Raw genomic sequence first — 18887 nt, forward strand, 5'->3', positions numbered from 1 at the left:
TCTTTTGTTGGTCGTTCTAATTCCAATGCAAAGGAAAAAAGCTCTAAAAAATCTGCATTTAAACCATGACTATTCGATTTATATTTTATATTATCTACATTTTATTTTTTAACAAGAATAAAATCCGAATTATTGATAGTCTCGACTATACGTTTCTTTTCTACGTGGTTAACTAAATTATCATTATCTCCTTGAAAAGATAAAACCTGTGTATCTCCATCATAATCTTTATACAATGTCTCTAAGTTTAAATCATGTTTATTTTTTATTATTTTTTTCGCTAAATAATCAAATTCGATAGCAAGAGTTGAATTTCCTATATTTTGATACAAAATTCTATTAGCTAAATATACTGGCTCTATCCACGCAGAGTTATCTACTATAAATGAAAACAAATTAGGTGCTAACCTATTGCTTAAGTGCAATAAATACGCTCCATGAGAATGTCCATATCCAATAAGCCTACTAGAATTATATATAAAATTATTATCATTTAGAATAATTTTAACTATCTCTATTGCAGTAATGATATCTATTGCTTGCATATAGCTCATATCATTAAACTCTTCTACACTTTCATCCATATTAGCAATCACAGGAAGTGAGATGTTTTTTTCAGACAATATACTTAGTAGAATAGAAGAATCTTTATTTACTTTATTCAATTCATCTGCTGTTAGATTTATTTGTAAAATTCGTGAATCTCTTAAACGGAATTGATTGGCTGATTGCATATATGAACTACCAAAATAATTACACTGAATTGTTACCATATTGTATTTGTCCGCAAATACTTCTCTCATTTTTTTATAAACTGTAGAATCAATATTACCACCAAACCCCGGGACAAAAATAAGCAATCCTGTATACTCATTAACTCCATTTTGTGGAGTAGAAAAATCAATTCGTAGTTCTCGATTAGAAGTACCTGTGTATATGTTATGATGTGCTGGGATATTAACACTATGTTGTTCTGACATTCTCAGTTCTCCTTGAATTAAAATTATTAATACCTCATTTACTTATGAAACGGTACCCAGTAACAATAATACCACTTTTACACTAACTATATAAAATATCGCATTAAAGAAATTGGTATTATGAGAATATTAAACGTTGAAGTAAATTCGGACAGATCATATATCGCTTCAAATTTCACTAATAGTCGAGCGGTGGAAGTGCTATGACCCTTTCACCATTCAAACAACTTCATTCTGATGAAGACCACACCCACCACTAACTACATAACGACATCAGAACTCCTAGACATCCTTCTAAGGCATGTTTGAATCCCCCCCAGGGCATTCCCGTACTCCTATCAAAACCGTTCAGAAGTCCACACAGCCGTTCTACTACTATTATTTTATTTGTCAAAAAGTATATATCTATTGAAATACTATTTGGCTAATATAAATCAATGTATTTTTAAATATAAAATTAGCCAACAACTCAGCGTGGTTGCAGGCTAATTTGCGGCGAACCGTATCGTAAATGAACAATTATCTATTGCGTTAACCCCCCGTTACTCCAATAAAAAATCAACAACACAGTTTAACAGAGCCTATAAAAAAAGAGACCCTAGATAATCTAAGGTCTCTCTTTTTATTACTAATATTAACGAAGCAATTGCAGAACGCCTTGTGGTTGTTGGTTAGCTTGTGCAAGCATAGCTTGTGCAGCTTGAGCAAGGATGTTGTTCTTCGTTTGCTCCATCATTTCTTTCGCCATATCAACGTCACGGATACGGGATTCAGCAGCAGTCAAGTTCTCGGAAGCAGTTCCCAAGTTGTTGATTGTGTGCTCAAGACGGTTTTGAACTGCCCCTAGCTTGGAACGCTCGCTGGATACGGAAGCAGTTGCTTTGTCAAGAACTGCGATTGCTTTAGCAGCATCTTCTTTGTTGGAGATGTTCAGAGCAGCTTCACCTTTAACGTCGTTTGTTCCATTAGTTACACTATTTGTTTTTGTGAAGCCTGCATCTCCAGCTTTACCAGTGATACCAAGAGCTTTAGAACGCATATCATTTACTTCAAGGCTCATGGATTGGCCAGTGTTAGCGCCAATCTGGAAGGATGTTTTGAACTCTTTTTGAATACCACCATCAGTAATATCAATTGTCCCTTTACCAGCCTTGCCAATATAGGTAGCATCTGTGATAGTTAATTTTGTTCCAGATGCAGGTGTAGTGTGCTGAGCTATTGTAACACCAGGAATATCTGAACCGATTTGAGTTGCAATGCTTTTAACAAGTTCTTTTACTTTATCTAAGTTAGCTGATTCCGGATTGGCAAGAGCTGTACTAATATTGACACCAATAGCACTACCTTTATACTCACCATCATTAGCATTGTAAAATTCGATTTGTTGTCCGGCGATGGTCATACCTTTACCTACTAGAGCTTTAATTGCACTATCCGTTGCAGTATTGTTAGCAGCCGAAGTACCCGTAGTATCTAAACTAGAGAAGTCAATAGTTTCTACTTCTTGAGTATGAGCTGTCGTACCAACAACTGCTGCACCACCAGTTGCAGCAGAGGTTAAAGCTGATGAGAAAGTGACTGCCGCCATATTACCAGCAGAACCTTGAGCATTACCTGTTGCCGTCGCGGATATTTTTAATACGCTACCTGAAAGAGTTGAACTGAAGTTTCCTGCTAATTCAGTGTTTTTTCCAATTACAGTATTCACAGCAGATGACATCGCTGTACTAAAAGTACCCGAAGATGTAAGTGAAGTACCATTAAACTTAATGGTAATTTCATTCGCTGTTGCATTCGCTGTATCAACAGCAGTACCGGAATTCCCTGCAATCGTTGTATCTTGTACTAAGTTTACTTTGATTGATTGACCATTTATTGTAAACGTTACAGATTTCCCTTTATCACCTGAAGCTAAAGTGTTAAAATCTGTTGTTTGTAAAGCCTGGGTATTAGTAGTTGTCCCTGAAGCAGTTACAGCTGAAGTTAATCCCGTTTTATCAAGGCTAACTTTGCCATCACCTTGAAGCAACTTTTGAGTATTGAACTCAGTAGTGTTACCTATACGGTTGATCTCGGAAGTCAATTGGTTCATCTCGTCTTGAAGAGCGCCACGGTCAGCATCAGTGTTTGTTCCGTTAGCTGATTGAGCAGCAAGCTCACGCATACGTTGCAAGATGCTGTGAGTTTCGTTCAAAGCTCCCTCAGCTGTTTGAATCAAAGAGATACCATCTTGAGAGTTCTTAGCAGCCATGTCCAAACCGCGGATTTGACCACGCATTTTTTCGGAGATTGCAAGACCTGCTGCATCATCACCAGCACGGTTGATGCGAAGACCTGAAGATAGTTTTTCGATGTTTTTGCTAGTTGCTGCACTGTTAGCACCTAGTTGACGGTGAGTGTTCAAAGCCGCGATATTGTGATTAATACGCATTGTAATTTCCTCCTTGAAATTTTCGAGTATCCGCATCCTTGCGGAAGCTTACGGTTACAGGTCGGCCGCCCTGTCTCCCGTGCTACTATATATATATCGACAATTCATTTATTTATTTAATAGCATTTTTACATAAATATATAATTATTTTTTGAATAATTTTGATACTTCATCCAGTCCTAATGAATGTTTGCTCGCAGCAAGATTTTGTGCCTGAATCGTTAAATAAATTTCTTTGCGGTATATATCTACTTCCTTCGGAGCCCGTATGCCCAATTTGACATTATCGCCTTCCACGCCTAATACTACAATCTCTATATTGCCTCCAATAATAATGGACTCATTGCTTTTGCGAGATAAAACGAGCATGGACGTTCCTCCTTATATTCGATTAAGCGGCGCTCGAGAGCTGTAATTGCTATCATGAAGGATAAGCTGCTTTCCCGTCTTTTGGTTTGGATTCAATACCAAAGGAGCCATTAAGTTTATTGTCGCCTGTGTCGGTTCAGTTGGAATCGTAAGAATTGACCAAATTTCAACATCCCGTTCGGACTGGATCTTCAATTCCTGCTTTGCCGACTCGGATAGCTCCCATTCATATTCCGGATAAAAGAAAAAGGGGCTCACGATCAGTAAGGAAACCTCTTGATCGTCTACCGCCTGCATCAGCTTAATTGGAAGTTCCGCCTCTAAATCAGAAATCATAAACTGATGGAGATGCTCAAATCCAGGTATGCCTTGTTCAAAAAAAATAACTGACGTATTCTCGCTCAATTTATTACCCTCCTCTATATGATTCCCTATATTTATAAATAAAACTATAGACCCCGCAACTGCTTGCAGTTACGCTGCTGGTCTATAGTTTCAAATGAATAAACGCATAGATTATATCAACTGGTCAATCTGGGGAGGAATGATCTCCACCTTCGGATATTGACTCATATAAATGTCTAACTTGCCTCGCTCATATTGATGAATAGGCCGATTTACTTGAACATTCAACTCGACTTTTCCCGGTGTTGTCTCAATCGATACCTCGGCAGGTGTGTAAGAAACATCAACGTTATCGTAAGAAGCCTCTCCGTTGAAATCAAATTCCGGGAATGTACGCTGCCAATCTCGAGCCATCTCCGCGATCGGGTTGCCACCCAAATGAATGTCTGCCATACGATTTCCTTGCTCTACAATGCGAGCAAGTCCTCGAAGAGCCATGTCCGATGCCATTGAATATATTTTGCTCATTGTTTCCAAATTCCCGCCAAGCCCTAAAGCATCCCAAGCACGGTCCTGATTGATTTCAAGTCGGCTTCTAGTAGTCGTAAAATGCTGTTCCGGCCGCACCTGTTCCATCTCTACAGTAGCTTGAGGTTGCTCCAATGACTGCTTACCGTTGTCAGCGTCAATGGACAATATTGCTGGCGTTTGACGAATTTGGATTTGAGGAATTTGCATTTAAGCACATCCTTATCTTAAGAAGTCAACCAGACTTGGACGGATGAGCTGCGCTCCTACGGACAACGAAGCTTGGTACACGTTTTCCTCCGCCTTTAGGTTAGTAATGACCTCGGCGATATCCGCATCCTCTACCTTTGACTTTACAGTCTGCAAGTTGATGTCTGCATCCTTTAGCCTGTTTTCAATAATTTCAACGCGATTTATCCTTGCGCCGATTTCAGCGCGTTTGGTTAGCATCGTATTCATTCTTGTATCGACTTGTCCAATTAGCTTAGTGAGGCCTTCCTGATCTGCGGTTGCTAACATATCATAAGCACGGTGTAAAAGCTGGAATACATTATCACTGCTCGTATCCGAATTCGATGACACGGGATTTCCGAATACTTCATTTCCCGTGATATTTGTAGCAAGCGTCATCCCCGGTGCAAGCTCAAACTTAATTGCACCCGTATCCGAAGCATTGTTGTAGGCTTTCAACTGAGGAGGATCGGCAAGCGGATCAACTGCTTCTTCAAGCGTCATCGCTGAATAGGGCTTAGTTCCCGTCATCTCACCGTTAAAAACCTGCTTGCCGTTAAACTGGCTGTTGCCGATCTCAATCATTTGATTGTATAACTGTGATACCTCGGTTTTAATGGCATCCAAGCTGGTTTGCTCATTCGTACCGTTAGAACCCAGAACCATCAATTCCCGAAAACGCTGCATAATATCACCGGCTTGGCCGATTGTTGTATCCGTGTATTGAAGCATCGATAACGCGGAGTCTACGTTTTCCGTGTATTGATCGTTGGAATCGATTTCACTGCGGTAACGCAAGGAGAATGTAATGCCCACCGGATCATCCGATGGTTTATTGATTTTCATACCCGTTGAGAGCTGGTTTTGCAGGTTATTCATCCGGCCCATATTGTTGGATACATTACGCAATAGCTGTGAATTCATCATTGATTGTGTAACGCGCAGCGACATAACATATCACCTCCAAGTTGTTAATGATTAAAGGCCTACCCGGCCCATTCCGTTAATCACTTTATCTAAAATCTCATCAATCATCGTCATATTCCGCGCCGCTGCATTATAAGCATGCTGATACTTAATCATATTCGACATTTCCTCATCAAGCGAAACCCCGCTTACCGATTGCCTGCGTGATTCTACTTGCTCGACGATAATTTGCTGATTGGATTGCATTCTCGTAGCTTCTGCAGCTTGAACGCCGATTTGTCCGACGACAGAACGGAAATAGGCATCCACCGTATTTTTGTTCTCTCCCGTGCCTGCATCAAAATCAAAGCGGGTATCTCTCATTTGCGAAAAAAGCACTGCTAAGGAGTTATTTCCGCTAATCACCGACTCCGAACCGTCCGTATTCGTAACCACTCGCATCGAAGATGCAATCAAATTACTATTTGCAATAATAGCCGGGTTGAGAGTAATACTCCCTGCAGTCAAACCGGTAATTCCGCCCGCGCTATCTGTAAAGAACGGCACGCCTGCATCTTCTCCTGCCAATGAATAACCAAGCTGATGCAAACCATTCAGGCCTTTTACCGTAACCGTCGTATCTTCCGCCAGCGTACGGCTCGTTCCTGTATAAGTAACATTATTCAAAACCGTGCCTTCCGGTAAAACAGAGCCTTTAGGAAGCGTGACTTCAAACTCGCCATTGGCCATTGTTTCTACGAGCTTATTCAGCTCGCCAATGTAGCCATCGACGAATTGGTCTCTTGAATGAATGGTCCCGTATATGGTGCCGCTATTGAGATCCCCTGAAGTAACCGCTTGATTGATTGCCGTCATATCTAAAGCAGACGTCGCGGTTCCTTGGACAAGCTCGGTACCGCCCATTGTAATTCTATAGCCGTTGGCTTGGTCTTCTACACGGATATTGACTAATCCCGAAAGCTGATCCGTGAGCAAATCCCGTTGATCTCGCAAATCATTTGCGTTATCACCCAAACCTTCGATTCGTCGAATCTCTCCGTTTAGCTGCGCTATGCTTGTTGTAATGGAATTCAAAGTATTTATATTGGTTTCAACATTCTCTGTTAAGTCCGTCTTTAAATCGCCTAACTGTCTTGCCGTATAGTTAAATGCATCAACCATCGCCAACGTTTGTTCCATTACAACTTTCCGTCCGTCGGCGTTTTCAGGGTTTTTGCTTAAGTCAGACCAAGAGTTCCAAAAGTTCGAGATAACCGTCCTTAAACCTGTATCGCTTGGCTCATTTACGATTCCTTCCAACTTTTCAAGAGTATCTAGTTGGACAGAAAAATTACCGTATGATTTATTTTCATTACGAAATTGATTATCCAGGAACTTTTCTCTTACCCGTGTGATGGAGCTTGCTTCAACGCCCGTTCCGAGCTGGCCGGCTGCAGTAGATTTGGAGAAGCCCACCGCGTCTATCGGCCTGGAGGCCGTCATATTCACAATTTGGCGAGAGTAGCCTACCGTATTGGCATTCGCAATGTTATGTCCGGTCGTATTCAAAGCCGATTGCGTCGTAAACAAACTCCGCCTTGCCGTCTCTAAGCCATGAAAAGTCGATGCCATCGTCTGTTGTCCTCTCTTCTTACGTTCTCATATTAAAGCGGCCATTACGATTGTAGGCCATACCTTGAACAGCACGATGGTAGGTCGCTTCTTCCTCCGTCGGTCCGAGCAGCAAATCCTGCGTGAAATGCAAATGCTCCAAATTCATTCTAACGAGCTGCTGGTTGAATTCATTGATGTCTTGAAGCTTCTTAAGCGCCGCCGACAGCTCCTGCCATACGGCTTGAAGCTGCTGCTTTTCATTCGCATGGTATACAGCTTGAATCAGCTTCTCCATTTTGAATGAGCGATGAGCAGTCAGCTTCTGATCCAGCATATATTTTCCGATCAAGAAGATCCGCTGCTGCTCAAGCTCCAAAATCCGCTGAAGGCTCTTCTTCTCTTTGTTTGAAATATAGGACAGCGACTCCACGTTGTTAGCTGTAATAGCCGCTGTCTTCGCATTTCCGTATTCAATCAGCTGCCGATGCTCGTCTAATATCTCTTGCAAAATCACAAGAATTTGCTCGATATACTCATTCATTTAGAGCACTACTCCTTTAGGTAGGGAAGCAGCTTTTCAGCGATCTTGCCGGCTTCCACATGATAGGTGCCCGATGCCACCGCATTTTTGAGCTCTTCGATGTGTTTTGTTCTGTCCGCTCCGCTTGCCTTGCTAGTCGTCAGCAGTTCTTTGGCAGCCGCAGAGATTTGGACCTCGTCCTTCTGCTTTGCCTTTTCTGCTCCGGTTACCCGCGCATCCTTTTGCTTCTGATAGGGATTAACCGCACTGATTCGATTCGTCTCGTTTATTTTCATTTTATCCACCTCATTATCTACAATAACTAAAAAAGCCGATTACCTTTACGAGTATTATCGGCTTCAGTCAAGTGAAATTTTATAGTCAAGAAAATATTAGAAAAAATTCATTTATCTTTGTATCGGTTCAGACCTTTGTATATACCGGATTGATTATTTGAACTCTTTAGCTCTTCCTTCTTCGCCATATCTTGGAACATCTGCTTCTTGTCCTTCTCAATCCGTTGACGGCAGGTGTCGCAAATATGAGACTCGCGAATAAGCGTGCCGCAGGATTCACAAGGATAAGACATATTAGGAGCATTCATGATGGAGATGCGGCCCTCGCGAATGAATTTCGTAATTTGCTTGATCGAAACGCCTGTAGCATCTGCAACCTCTGTAATAATCGAGCCCTTGAATTCACGCAAATAGTTTGCGCAAAGTTCGTATTCTTTATCAATATCCCGCATGCACGTCTGGCATACGTCTCGAAAGTTTTTGGCAAAAAGCTTACCGCAGCGAGGACAATTATCCAAGTTCATCGCTCTGAGCCCTCCTTTTATTGTGTAAACGGTTCATCTATTCCTTTCATTCTAATCGAAAGCGTTAACTTTTTCACTATGAATCTATTTGCATGCCTTCGGGCAGTTAAAAGATTAAGAGCGGGCCCAGGTTAAAAGGTAGATCTCTAGCGGACGCTCCGCATGCTTTTGCAAGACTTGCGAGCAGGCTTCGGCCGTGCTCCCGGTCGTGTAAATATCATCGACCAGAAGAATACGAACGCTCTCGCGTTTTGGCTTTGCTTTGCCGGCAGCATTAACCGTATGAGTGGCATAGAGCCGCCGAAGCTCATTGGCGTTAACGTCAAAAAGAGTCCTCGTATCTCGAAACCGCTCGGAGCGTGTTTTAAAGCTTTGTTTCTCGGAATGCCGGGAACGGACGAGCAGCTGCCTGACCGGAAATTGGTAGCGCTGCGCTACCCGGCCCGCGAGCTGCTCCGCCTGATTAAAGCCCCGATCCGCCTCGCGTTCCGCGCTGACAGGTACATAGGTTACGGCATCCCAGTAATCGTCCATCGTTATTTTCGTGCTGGAATTCCGGTTGCCAGGCACGTTAGTCCGCTGAACAACTTCCGCTGTCAATGCCTCGAAAGCGGGGAACAGCATGTCGCCGAGCAATGGCGCAAGCTGCTCGTTGCCGCGGTATTTGTACGAAGCGAGCATCGCTCGCATCGTTGGATTATAGTGAACCGCGCTGCGGTTGCATACAAATGCGCGATGCGGACTGCGTATGCAGTCCTCGCAGGCGATGCCGCGCCCGCATCCGGAACAGGCGATGCGGGTAAGCCATGGTATTGCGGAGAGGCACGCTCCGCAAAGGGATTGCCGAAGCTGGGGCGTCAGCTTCGCGGGGCTTCGGCTGTCCGCGCTGCGGGCGCCGGTTTGCGGTTTGCCGCATAGCAGGCATGCGGCGGTCCGCGGCGCGAGCAGCTGCGCGGCTCCGGCGAAGGCGGATTGCAGCCGCCGGAGCCATTCTTGGGGCGAGACGGTCATAGGGGCGAGCCTCCTTCGGTGGCGGGGAGCAGATAGCCCTGCTTGCGAGCCATGCGGTTCATGGTTTGGATGTGATGGACGGCTTGCAGCTGCGCACGATTGCGTTCCCGGCTGCAGAAATAGACCTGACCGAACGGATCCTCCGCCGATCTGCCCGCCCTTCCTGCCATCTGCACCAGAGAGGCCTCGTCGAAGAGCCGTCCATCCGCATCCAGGATGTAAACATCGCTTTTCGGGATCGTCACCCCTCTCTCCAAAATGGTGGTCGTGACAAGCACCCGAATCTCCCTCGACCGAAAATGCTGCACCTTGTCCGATCGGTCCGCATCCTGCGAGGAGGTTGCAGCAACAGCTGCATGAGATAGAGCGATGCGGAGCAGGGCTGCCATGGGCTCCGTGAACGCAATCTGCTGCACGAACACAAACAGCTGGGCGCCGCGATCAAGCGAGGCTCTCATGGCCGCCAGCAGCTTCGATGGAAGCTTGCGCTGCTGCAGCAGTTGCTTCACCGCCGGCGTTTGAATAAGCCTCGGAACCGGAAGAGGATGACGGTGATAGCGCACGGGCACCCTTGCATGCGGAAGCCGGCCGCGTTTGGCCGCCCGCTGCAAATCGCTTGGCGGCGTAGCCGATAATAATAGGCGAGCCGCGCCCGGCGCACAGCTTTTGTCGGCGGCGAAATGAAGGAGCGGATCGCCAGCGAAAGGAAACGCATCAAGCTCATCGACCACGACGAGATCAAAGCCTTGATAGAAACGCAGCAGCTGATGCGTGGTAGCCAGCGTAATGTCGCCGTTTTCCCAGCGCTGCTCGCTCCCTCCGTATAAAGTAACGACCGAAGCGCACGGAAACGCTTTGCGGATCCGCGGGTCAAGCTCGATGACGACATCGCGCCGCGGCGTGGCAATGAGCGCTTTTCCGCCCCGCAGCAGAACGGATTCCACCAGCGGAAAAATCATTTCCGTCTTGCCCGCTCCCGTAACCGCCCATAGGAGAAATTCTCTCGCCCCTCCGGTTTTGGCTTTTGTCAGGCGTATTTGCTCCGTATGCGGCTCCTCCAGAAAACGCAGCGCTTTTGCCGCGGCTGCCGTCTGAGCAGGACTAAGCTGCCACCTTTCAAGCCGCAGCTCGCCGGCAGGCAAAACAACCCCCTTCGCTGCGCCGGCGAGACCAGAACGCTGCCCTGTAACAAGCAGCTCGCATTCCCGGCTCCGCCCCATTCCAATGCACGCCGTGCAGTAGGCGCAGAGCCGCCCGCACGCAGCGCATGCCGTGCGATGCATGAACGCCTCGCCGCTCCCGCAGCGCAGACAGCTGCGCTCGCGCCCCCGGCGCCCCCGTGCGTCCGCCCGCCCGCCGTCTCCGGCGGCGATCGATCCGCTCAGGCGCACCCGCCCGAGCAGCGCGGCAAGCTGCAGCATTTCGCTCCAGCCAGCCGCGGCACCGGGCATGCCTGCGCCGAAGAGCAGGGCGTGCGCCTCGCTTCGCAATAGCGCACGTCCCTGCAGCATATCCGCGGCACGCTTCGCCCCCTCCGCAATTTCTCCCAGCTCCGCTGCTCGTTCAACCCGTCCCTTTGTCCTCACCCACGGCTCAGCCAAGCGCAGCAACCCCTCTATCCTCCGCGAGGTTTTCCGCTCCTTCCCGCTTCCCAGCCGCCACCATGGGCCGGAACCCGTTGTCCTTGCTTCATTTTGCGCAATACGCTTTGCCTCATTCGCACATGCGGCAAGCACCTCCAATGCCTCAAGCCCGCTGTCTGGTTTTTCCTCATCGTTTATGTACCGTTCGACACGTACTTTTTTCCCGCGTTTTCGCCCCATCGCCGCTTCCCAAAGCTCCACCGTAAGGCAAGCATCGCCAAGCGGAAGCGCTTCGTTCAGCAGCCAGCCTGTATCCGCTGATTCCTCATTCAAAAAGCCCGCTTCTCCGAAATCGCCGTTCATCCAGAAATGCTTGTCCACTAACGCTTGAATAGTCGCCCGTGCCTGCCAGTAACCGCGCACCCGTACGACATATACCTGAGCCCTCATTTTTCTTCCCCCTCTATTTTTTTCATCATCCGGAGCCGATTCATTTTTAAGCAAAACGTTTATTCCTTTGTATGAACAAAAAAAAGCACACCCAACCACGCAGAATGCGTCATTGAGTGTGCTTCACTCGAAATATCCAATTACGGCAAAGTATATACTAAAATGGCATCTTCGACAAATCCGACGGGTTTTGTAAATCAATCAGCACCGCGTGGTCTGCATTCGAAACGACTCCTTCTGCCTGAAGCAGCCACAGCAGCTGAGTCCCGTCCACACCCTTCGTTTGTGAACGCTTACTATCGTCGTTTTCAGTAATGGGCACCGTTCCTTTACTATGCACCCTAACTTCCTTGCCGTCTCTCGCTAAGCGCTCCACAATAGCAAGCGTTTCATCCGTCACCCCGCGGTCGACAATCGTCAGCTGGACATCCTTGCCCATCCGCCGCGAAAAATAAAACAACGAGCGCACATACCATTCCATATTTTTTTGCCGATCGCCCGCAACAAGCACGTAATGCTTGCTGGATTGCTGCCTTCCTCGCCAGATCCGGTAAGCCAGATGCACCGACAATGCAGCCAAGGCATAACAGCCAATAACCAAAAGTAGAAGCTCAAACATGGCGGCCACCTCCTCTTTGTGACACTATATGCTAGGAAGAGCCCACTGGTTCCGCCAAGGCAGGACAAGGCAAAAAATTGTGTTTGGCATCGAATATAGGCCTAACTACCGATACTTAATAGTCAAATTCCGACAAAGAAACACCCTTGAGCAATTTACAATATATGTTATCATTTTAATACGTATCCTTGCATATATAACTATGCATGCGTATAGAAAGGAAGCGGTGGATTACACAATTTCAGAATAGCTAGGGAAGCGATGAAGTATAATCTGCATGTGGACACTTGGATTATATGGAGCCAGTAGTGTAACCGGCCCTCTTAGAACCCCACTACCTATCTAAGAGGAGAGTGAAAAATGCGTTATTTTAAAAAGCAAATTTCATTAAGCTTGGCATTGATCTTGATTTTTTCTTTGTCACTTGGTTCCCTTGTCATGGCTGAAGGCCAGAGCAATGGAGACGCGGCCTTAACCGGCCCCTTAGTCGAGAACGCCTGCCCGGACTACTCATCAAATAGGGATCATATCTTAGCAAACCAAACCAATATCGTAGACAACGGCAATGGTACGGCGACGGCAACCTTTAAGACAACACAGGATTGCGTAAGAGTAAGCTTCTCCTCTTATGCAGGACCTGCCGATTGGACGCCAGGTCCAGGCGATACGACAATACCATACAACAAACAAGTACATTATGAAGGGCAATCCATTGTATATCCTACGGCTGGCAGTTATTCCATTACCATCAACATTCCGGTATGTCTCCCTTACCAGCTGGATATTTATAGCGGTGTGCTGCAAACCCAGCTTGGCGTAGGCGCTCACGGCGACAAAATTAAAGCATGGAAGCTGAAGCTGCAAAACACATGCACGGAGCCTACACCAACACCGACACCTACACCTACGCCTACTTCTACACCTGAAACCACACCATCGCCTACACCTACATCTACACCTGAAACCACACCATCGCCTACGCCTACTTCTACACCTGAAACCACACCATCGCCTACGCCTACTTCTACACCTGAAACCACACCAACGTCTACGCCTACTTCTACACCTGAAACCACACCATCGCCTACGCCTACTTCTACACCTGAAACAACACCATCGCCTACGCCTACAACTACACCTGAAACCACACCATCGCCTACGCCTACATCGACACCTGAAACTACGCCTACCGTCACGCCTACTACACCTACTACACCTGTGATTACGCCGGCCGTGACGCCAACGACGCCTACTACACCTGAGATCACGCCGACCGTGACGCCAACGCCAGAAGTAACAACCCTTATCGATATCGACGATGAGGAACCGCCAATCGGCGGTATAGGGGGAGAGCAGGAAATCGATTCCGAAGTGGATACCGTCATTGATTCCCAGGATGAACAAGTTCCGCTGGCTACCCTTCCGAAAACAGGCGATTCCAGTCCGGCTCCTTATTATTTAATCGGCGCTTTTGCGCTAACTGCCGGTTTTATCTCGCTTCGTAAGCAAAAACAACAAAGAAAATAAAAGCACTTTTTCTCGCACTCCGGCGCTGCTCTACAGGCAGCTTCGGAGTGTTTACTCATTTCCGATGTTTCATCTTTTTCGTTAACGAGCGGACACAAAAAATCCCGTATCGGAGGATACGGGATTTTGTAATTCGTGTTATAACGAATACGCTGGTTGTTACAAAGTTACCCAGCCGTATTTAATCGATTGAATAACGGCTTGCGTACGGTCGTCTACTTCCATCTTTTGCAAAATGCTGCTCACATGGTTTTTAACCGTTTTTTCGCTGATAAACAAGAATTCTCCGATTAGCTTATTGCTCTTGCCTTCGGCCATTAGTCGAAGAACCTCTGCCTCACGGCGCGTTAACGGGCTCTCATCGCCTGCTACGAATTTCACTCCCGGCTCTTGGGCAGCTGCTGCGCCTGAAACGATTCCCATCTCGTCTAAATAAGTCATGCGGCGAAGCTGGTTGATCAGCTTGCCCGTTACTTTAGGATGGATATAGGCATGGCCTTGAACGACGGAGCGAATAGCGTTAATCAGCGATTCAGCTTCCATATCTTTCAACAAATAGCCCGTTGCCCCTTTTCGAAGCGTTTCAAACACATAGCTCTCATCATCATGGATAGAAAGAATGATAACCTTTACGTCAGGAAACATACTTTTTAAACGTTCTGTCGTGACAACACCGTTCTCGATTGGCATATTGATATCCATCAAAACGATCTCTGGAATCGTATGATTGCAAAATTCCAACACTTGAATGCCGTCTCCGCATTCTCCAATGACTTCAAGATCGTCTTCCATATTCAGAATCCGCTTAAGACCTTCACGAAACAGCTGGTGGTCATCCGCAAGTAAAATTTTGATTGTACTCACATTGCTTGCAGGTTTCTGGATCATCATCATCTTACTCCTTTCTAGATTCGGCAGTAGTAGGTATATCTATCATAATTTTCGTCCCTCTACCGGGATTTGAGTCTATATCCATCCTTCCCTCTATCAGTTCAATGCGTTCTCTCATCCCCACCAATCCAAAATGTGCGTTTCGACTAGCATCCTGTTCAATGAGTTCGCTGTGAAAACCAACGCCGTTGTCTTGAATAACGAGTGAAATATGCTGCGGCTGATAGTTAATTTCAAGTTTGACATGAGTAGCGCTCGCATGCTTAAGAGCGTTGGAGAAAGCTTCCTGTACCAGGCGGTAGATTGCCGCTTCCATTGCCGACGGCATTCTAACCTCTTTACCGATAAGCTCGAATACGGTATGTATTTTTGTTTTCTCTTCGAAATCCTGCGTGAATTTACGAAGAGTCGGCACAAGTCCCAAATCATCCAGAGCCATCGGACGCAAATTAAATATAATTTTACGTATCTCTTCCAGCCCGGAGCGAACCTGCCCTTTCAAATCTACTAATTCTTCCTGCACCAATACAAATTCCTGCTTGATAAGCATTCGTTCTGCAATTTCTGTCCGAAGAACGATATTGGCGAGCGATTGCGCCGGTCCGTCATGAATTTCCCTGGCGATCCGTTTGCGCTCTTCCTCTTGCGCCAATATGATTTTCAAACCCAGAAGCTGCCTGGTTTTGGCAGACTCGATAATACGGGTAACCTGATTCAAATCCCCCGCTAAATATTCAAGAACGACATTGATTTGCGATGCGATTGTTTCTGCCCGCTCAATGGAGTTTTCTACATTGCGGACACGTTTTTGCAAATCGTCGCGACGTGCCTTCAAGTAGGATTCCTTCTCCCGGTACACCATCAGATCCAGCTGGATCTGAGTAGCTTTCTCATACGCAGACTTAATATCTTCTTCCTTGTATCGCACAAAATCCCGGCTAACTTCTGTCAGCCTAATCCGCGCACGGCGGTAGTCCAGCTCGAGCTGATCGACCTTATCGATCGTCTTCACCGTTTCTTGAAGAACGATTTCAAGCTCCTGCTCCAAGGTCTCCAGCTCCGTGCGCGCTGATTCGCATATTTCATAAATTTGATATTTGCTGTCTTCCATTACTTCGATCGCATTTTTGATAACTCGATTTATATCTCCCGTAAGGTGGTCCACTGTAGATCGGCAACCTTTCTGTAGTAAAGGTTAATCTACTCTATCATACCACAGATTGGTTATCATTCGTCCATCGTTAATCGATGGTAATCTTTTTCGTTTTCCCGTCATAGCCCACCTTTAGACCTAATTTTTCCGAAAATAGGCGTACCGGGATCAGCGTGCGGTTGTTTCGGATAATCGGCGTTACCTCTGAGCTTTGACGCACGCCGTTAAGAATAAGATCCTTTTTACCTAGCGTCATTTCCATCAGCTTATTGCCGCGCAGCACCGTAACTTGACCTGTGTTCCCATTAAATAACAGCCGGGAGCCCATTGCATCCGATACAAACCGAACCGGTACGAACGTTATCCCGTTCAGCACGAGCGGTGCAGAATCCAGCTTTATTGCTTTTCCATTTACCATAGCCGTTGTTTTGCCTACAGTCATTTCGACCTTCGTCTTTGTATCAACCGTTACTGAAGGCGGATATTGCAGCTTCATATTATCTAGTCCGATTGCACCGGAAGGCGACCGTTCATCCTGGCCTTCCGCAATGGTTACTACATAAATCCGTTTGAGCTTAACCGGGAATTTCATCCCTGCGGACGATAGGTTGACCTTTACGTTTTTCCAGCCGCTAAAGTCGAGCTGCTTAGCCAGGTCCAGAAGATGGGCTTTGCCATCGGCATCAATAAACTCCGCGCGTACCCAATTCAGGCTGTTGTCCCCGTAGAGGTCAACCGTCATTGACGTAGGTGAGCCCTCTATGGCGCGGCCATTTGTATTAAACACCGCGTAAGACGCTTTCGTTCCCGTACCGTTCGTGAAATCATAATCCAGCTTCAAAGCCTTCGCAGAGGTTTGACCCGGAAAATCCGATACCAAGTTCACGCTGCCAATCGTTGTTGCAGGCGTGATCTGCGACGTGATCGGATACGTCGATTTCTCGAAATCCTCGAAGGTGCTGACCGCTTCGCCCTGCGTAAAGGGAATCATGGCTGGAAACCCGTCATAGCGCGCAATTGCATAGCCCGTTGATGTTCCTGCATTTACCGATTGTACGGTTAGGCTGTCGCCTTTTCGGTCAGCCGTAAAACCAATAAATTCCCATTTCACGGAATCCCCGCTCAATTTATACGAACTGCCGTCCTTAAGCTTGACGGTGAGCGGAACGGAAATCGTGGCTCCTTTTGCCAATACGCCTGCCGCCGTATCGATGGAAAGCGAAGCAATTTGGTCTTGGCCGATCACTTCGATTTCCTGCTTGGTAGTGATTGCCCCAGACTTCACGCTAAGCGTTGTTTTACCGGCTTTAGTCGCCGTGAATTCATTCCCCTGGAAGGTGCCGATTGCCTTCTCCGTGCTCCACACCGCCGAGGCATTATCTACATCGTATGGATTGTAATACGTATCATAACCTTTTAACGAATAAGACGACTTTTGACCTATGAACATGACTTTAGACCCGCTCACGGAAATGCCTTTAAGCGTTCCCTTGGGAGCCGTAGTAAATACGCCTATTCCATTCGCGACGCTTCTTTGGGTGGAACCGTATTGCGTGGAATGAGCCAGCTGAAGCGCATAGTTGCCAAGCGGGCGTTCAATCATCGTGGTTGAGCCGCCTCCGTCTAGATTGACGCCTTTAAAAACACCCAGCTGCAGCATAACCTGCTGAAGCTCCTTCAGGCTGAGCCCTGTATTGCCACCGAAACGCTCGCTCGTGATGAGATAGACTTTTGTTCCGTCCTTCGAATAACCTACCCCTGAACGGGAAGTATACGACGAACCGCTGACACCTGTAACATCGCGTGAAAACGGCGCTGATGCCCCCGCATTTACTAACAGCGTATGACCGCCGGCCATCATCTCAAAAGAAGCTGGATCAATCTTCGCGCCCGTCGTTTGTGACACAAGCGAATAATCAGCCGTTATCGGCTGTCCGACCTGCAAATGCTCCTTCACGTATGTTGCCGCTGTGCCGTGCGTACGAAGTATGTAGCCGTCTTCCGGCGCTTGTCCCGCAATCGCTTTATCGATCGAGATCTCCTCGATGATCCCGTTACGGACTAAAACCTCTGTAGGCGTTGCGCCTGAATTTTTCGGACGCTCCGTTCCGCCCCATGCGCTTGTATAGATATACATCTGATTAACATGGCTATATTTCGAGCCTGTTGTTTCAGGAGAATACGCGGATTGGTTAAGGCCTTCAAGCAGGAAGGACGAGCCATCCGCAGCCGTTACCAAGCCTTCGAATGAATAGTTATCGATCATCGGCTTCCGATCCTTCGATACCGAAAAAGCATACATCCCTTTTAGCTTCGACGGGCTCGACATGAACATGCCGCTAATCACCTGTCCGCCCATCGGAGCACCCTCATTGCCCATGACAAAAACATCCGCATTGATGGCTGCGACCGCCCCGTTTTCTTTCGTCATATTAAGTATGGTATTGACTTGGCCAATGCTGTTATTTTTGCCGCTCATCGCATTTAAGGAGACATAAGGATTTGTTAAATCTATCTCAATGACATGCACATCGGTTTGTACTTTTGAGCTTCCGCGCGTTGTATGAAATACGTAATCCAGGCGTTTGGCCCCTGCAGTTATAAACGATTGCTGCGAAAGCTTAAGTACAGGGCCGCTCGCAGCAGCCTTTGTGGACTCTATAACTGCCTTCTGCCAGCTTCCAGGCAGAATCGATGCAATCGGCTGTACTAACAATGCTCCGCCTAACATAACGACTATAACGCGTTTCCCCAAGCCCTCCGACTGCCGTTCGATCATTTTTTGAAACGTAACCATTAGAATTGCAACTCTCCCATCTATTAATCTAATAGTTATAGACTACAAGAGTAGTAGAAAAGTTCCGTCCGATAAGAGACTGCTATCGTTTTATTTCATCCGATAAATATCC

At 46.7% G+C, this 18887-nt stretch carries 18 protein-coding genes and 1 riboswitch; of the genes, 2 read left to right on the top strand and 16 right to left on the bottom strand.

Features of this window, described 5'->3' with window-relative positions; all coding sequences use genetic code 11:
* Positions 1-101: 101 nt before the first annotated feature.
* The 13 genes from ACN6MW_RS11715 to ACN6MW_RS11775 all read right to left on the bottom strand — a co-directional run bounded on the left by ACN6MW_RS11715 (position 102) and on the right by ACN6MW_RS11775 (position 12407).
* On the bottom strand, positions 102-980 hold the full coding sequence (locus ACN6MW_RS11715; RefSeq protein WP_419875570.1) for a DUF2920 family protein: 879 nt from the start codon (positions 978-980) through the stop codon (positions 102-104).
* A 634-nt stretch (positions 981-1614) separates the two neighbouring features.
* Positions 1615-3411 carry a flagellin gene (locus ACN6MW_RS11720; protein ID WP_419875571.1) on the bottom strand — a complete coding sequence of 599 codons (1797 nt, stop codon included), beginning with the start codon at positions 3409-3411 and terminating at the stop codon, positions 1615-1617.
* Positions 3412-3555: 144 nt separating this feature from the next.
* Entirely contained in the window at positions 3556-3780 is a 225-nt protein-coding gene (gene csrA / locus ACN6MW_RS11725; protein WP_364151659.1) for a carbon storage regulator CsrA, read from the bottom strand.
* Positions 3781-3792: 12 nt separating this feature from the next.
* Entirely contained in the window at positions 3793-4185 is a 393-nt protein-coding gene (fliW, locus tag ACN6MW_RS11730) for a flagellar assembly protein FliW (RefSeq protein WP_419875572.1), read from the bottom strand.
* Positions 4186-4296: 111 nt separating this feature from the next.
* Positions 4297-4863: a DUF6470 family protein gene (locus tag ACN6MW_RS11735; RefSeq protein WP_419875573.1), complete on the bottom strand. Its 567-nt coding sequence runs from the start codon at positions 4861-4863 to the stop codon at positions 4297-4299.
* A gap of 12 nt (positions 4864-4875) precedes the next feature.
* The gene (gene flgL, locus ACN6MW_RS11740) at positions 4876-5835 is read right to left on the bottom strand and encodes a flagellar hook-associated protein FlgL (protein ID WP_419875574.1); all 960 of its coding nucleotides are present in this window, start codon (positions 5833-5835) and stop codon (positions 4876-4878) included.
* 27 nt (positions 5836-5862) lie between these two features.
* Positions 5863-7422: a flagellar hook-associated protein FlgK gene (gene flgK, locus ACN6MW_RS11745; protein ID WP_419875575.1), complete on the bottom strand. Its 1560-nt coding sequence runs from the start codon at positions 7420-7422 to the stop codon at positions 5863-5865.
* 19 nt (positions 7423-7441) lie between these two features.
* Entirely contained in the window at positions 7442-7945 is a 504-nt protein-coding gene (locus ACN6MW_RS11750) for a flagellar protein FlgN (protein ID WP_419875576.1), read from the bottom strand.
* A gap of 8 nt (positions 7946-7953) precedes the next feature.
* On the bottom strand, positions 7954-8220 hold the full coding sequence (gene flgM, locus ACN6MW_RS11755) for a flagellar biosynthesis anti-sigma factor FlgM (RefSeq protein WP_419875577.1): 267 nt from the start codon (positions 8218-8220) through the stop codon (positions 7954-7956).
* 107 nt (positions 8221-8327) lie between these two features.
* The gene (locus tag ACN6MW_RS11760) at positions 8328-8744 is read right to left on the bottom strand and encodes a TIGR03826 family flagellar region protein (protein ID WP_419875578.1); all 417 of its coding nucleotides are present in this window, start codon (positions 8742-8744) and stop codon (positions 8328-8330) included.
* A gap of 114 nt (positions 8745-8858) precedes the next feature.
* Positions 8859-9755 (bottom strand): ComF family protein, encoded by an 897-nt coding sequence (locus ACN6MW_RS11765; protein ID WP_419875579.1) that lies wholly within the window; start codon positions 9753-9755, stop codon positions 8859-8861.
* The gene (locus ACN6MW_RS11770) at positions 9752-11788 is read right to left on the bottom strand and encodes a DEAD/DEAH box helicase (protein WP_419875580.1); all 2037 of its coding nucleotides are present in this window, start codon (positions 11786-11788) and stop codon (positions 9752-9754) included. The genes ACN6MW_RS11765 and ACN6MW_RS11770 overlap by 4 nt, the downstream gene beginning before the upstream one ends.
* 157 nt (positions 11789-11945) lie before the next feature.
* Positions 11946-12407: a hypothetical protein gene (locus tag ACN6MW_RS11775; protein WP_419875581.1), complete on the bottom strand. Its 462-nt coding sequence runs from the start codon at positions 12405-12407 to the stop codon at positions 11946-11948.
* A gap of 245 nt (positions 12408-12652) precedes the next feature.
* Positions 12653-12734: riboswitch (cyclic di-GMP riboswitch) on the top strand.
* Between the two features lie 631 nt (positions 12735-13365).
* On the opposite strand from ACN6MW_RS11775, the gene ACN6MW_RS11780 reads away from it, so the two are divergent.
* Both ACN6MW_RS11780 and ACN6MW_RS11785 read left to right on the top strand, forming a co-directional pair.
* Positions 13366-13629 (top strand): hypothetical protein, encoded by a 264-nt coding sequence (locus ACN6MW_RS11780; RefSeq protein ID WP_419876330.1) that lies wholly within the window; start codon positions 13366-13368, stop codon positions 13627-13629.
* Positions 13630-13778: 149 nt separating this feature from the next.
* Positions 13779-13934, top strand: coding sequence for an LPXTG cell wall anchor domain-containing protein (locus tag ACN6MW_RS11785; RefSeq protein ID WP_419876331.1), 156 nt, complete (start codon positions 13779-13781; stop codon positions 13932-13934).
* A gap of 159 nt (positions 13935-14093) precedes the next feature.
* On the opposite strand, the gene ACN6MW_RS11790 is transcribed toward ACN6MW_RS11785, so the two are convergent.
* The 3 genes from ACN6MW_RS11790 to ACN6MW_RS11800 form a co-directional block, all read right to left on the bottom strand.
* Positions 14094-14822, bottom strand: a complete 729-nt coding sequence (locus ACN6MW_RS11790) for a response regulator transcription factor (protein WP_308995364.1) — start codon at positions 14820-14822, stop codon at positions 14094-14096.
* 7 nt (positions 14823-14829) lie between these two features.
* The gene (locus ACN6MW_RS11795; RefSeq protein ID WP_419876332.1) at positions 14830-15936 is read right to left on the bottom strand and encodes a sensor histidine kinase; all 1107 of its coding nucleotides are present in this window, start codon (positions 15934-15936) and stop codon (positions 14830-14832) included.
* 130 nt (positions 15937-16066) lie between these two features.
* Positions 16067-18775, bottom strand: a complete 2709-nt coding sequence (locus ACN6MW_RS11800) for a stalk domain-containing protein (protein WP_419875582.1) — start codon at positions 18773-18775, stop codon at positions 16067-16069.
* Positions 18776-18887: the final 112 nt, after the last annotated feature.

The sequence above is a fragment of the Pristimantibacillus sp. PTI5 genome (assembly GCF_048572955.1).
Lineage (GTDB): Bacteria > Bacillota > Bacilli > Paenibacillales > Paenibacillaceae > Pristimantibacillus.

Coding starts and splice junctions, on each gene's coding strand:
- ACN6MW_RS11765 (WP_419875579.1), bottom strand. CDS start 9,755: ATGACCGTCTCGCCCCAAGAATGGCTCCGGCGGCTGCAATCCGCCTTC.
- ACN6MW_RS11790 (WP_308995364.1), bottom strand. CDS start 14,822: ATGATCCAGAAACCTGCAAGCAATGTGAGTACAATCAAAATTTTACTT.
- flgM (WP_419875577.1), bottom strand. CDS start 8,220: ATGAAAATAAACGAGACGAATCGAATCAGTGCGGTTAATCCCTATCAG.
- ACN6MW_RS11720 (WP_419875571.1), bottom strand. CDS start 3,411: ATGCGTATTAATCACAATATCGCGGCTTTGAACACTCACCGTCAACTA.
- ACN6MW_RS11795 (WP_419876332.1), bottom strand. CDS start 15,936: ATGGAAGACAGCAAATATCAAATTTATGAAATATGCGAATCAGCGCGC.
- ACN6MW_RS11735 (WP_419875573.1), bottom strand. CDS start 4,863: ATGCAAATTCCTCAAATCCAAATTCGTCAAACGCCAGCAATATTGTCC.
- ACN6MW_RS11750 (WP_419875576.1), bottom strand. CDS start 7,945: ATGAATGAGTATATCGAGCAAATTCTTGTGATTTTGCAAGAGATATTA.
- ACN6MW_RS11800 (WP_419875582.1), bottom strand. CDS start 18,775: ATGGTTACGTTTCAAAAAATGATCGAACGGCAGTCGGAGGGCTTGGGG.
- ACN6MW_RS11760 (WP_419875578.1), bottom strand. CDS start 8,744: ATGAACTTGGATAATTGTCCTCGCTGCGGTAAGCTTTTTGCCAAAAAC.
- ACN6MW_RS11775 (WP_419875581.1), bottom strand. CDS start 12,407: ATGTTTGAGCTTCTACTTTTGGTTATTGGCTGTTATGCCTTGGCTGCA.
- flgL (WP_419875574.1), bottom strand. CDS start 5,835: ATGTCGCTGCGCGTTACACAATCAATGATGAATTCACAGCTATTGCGT.
- ACN6MW_RS11715 (WP_419875570.1), bottom strand. CDS start 980: ATGTCAGAACAACATAGTGTTAATATCCCAGCACATCATAACATATAC.
- ACN6MW_RS11770 (WP_419875580.1), bottom strand. CDS start 11,788: ATGAGGGCTCAGGTATATGTCGTACGGGTGCGCGGTTACTGGCAGGCA.
- flgK (WP_419875575.1), bottom strand. CDS start 7,422: ATGGCATCGACTTTTCATGGCTTAGAGACGGCAAGGCGGAGTTTGTTT.
- csrA (WP_364151659.1), bottom strand. CDS start 3,780: ATGCTCGTTTTATCTCGCAAAAGCAATGAGTCCATTATTATTGGAGGC.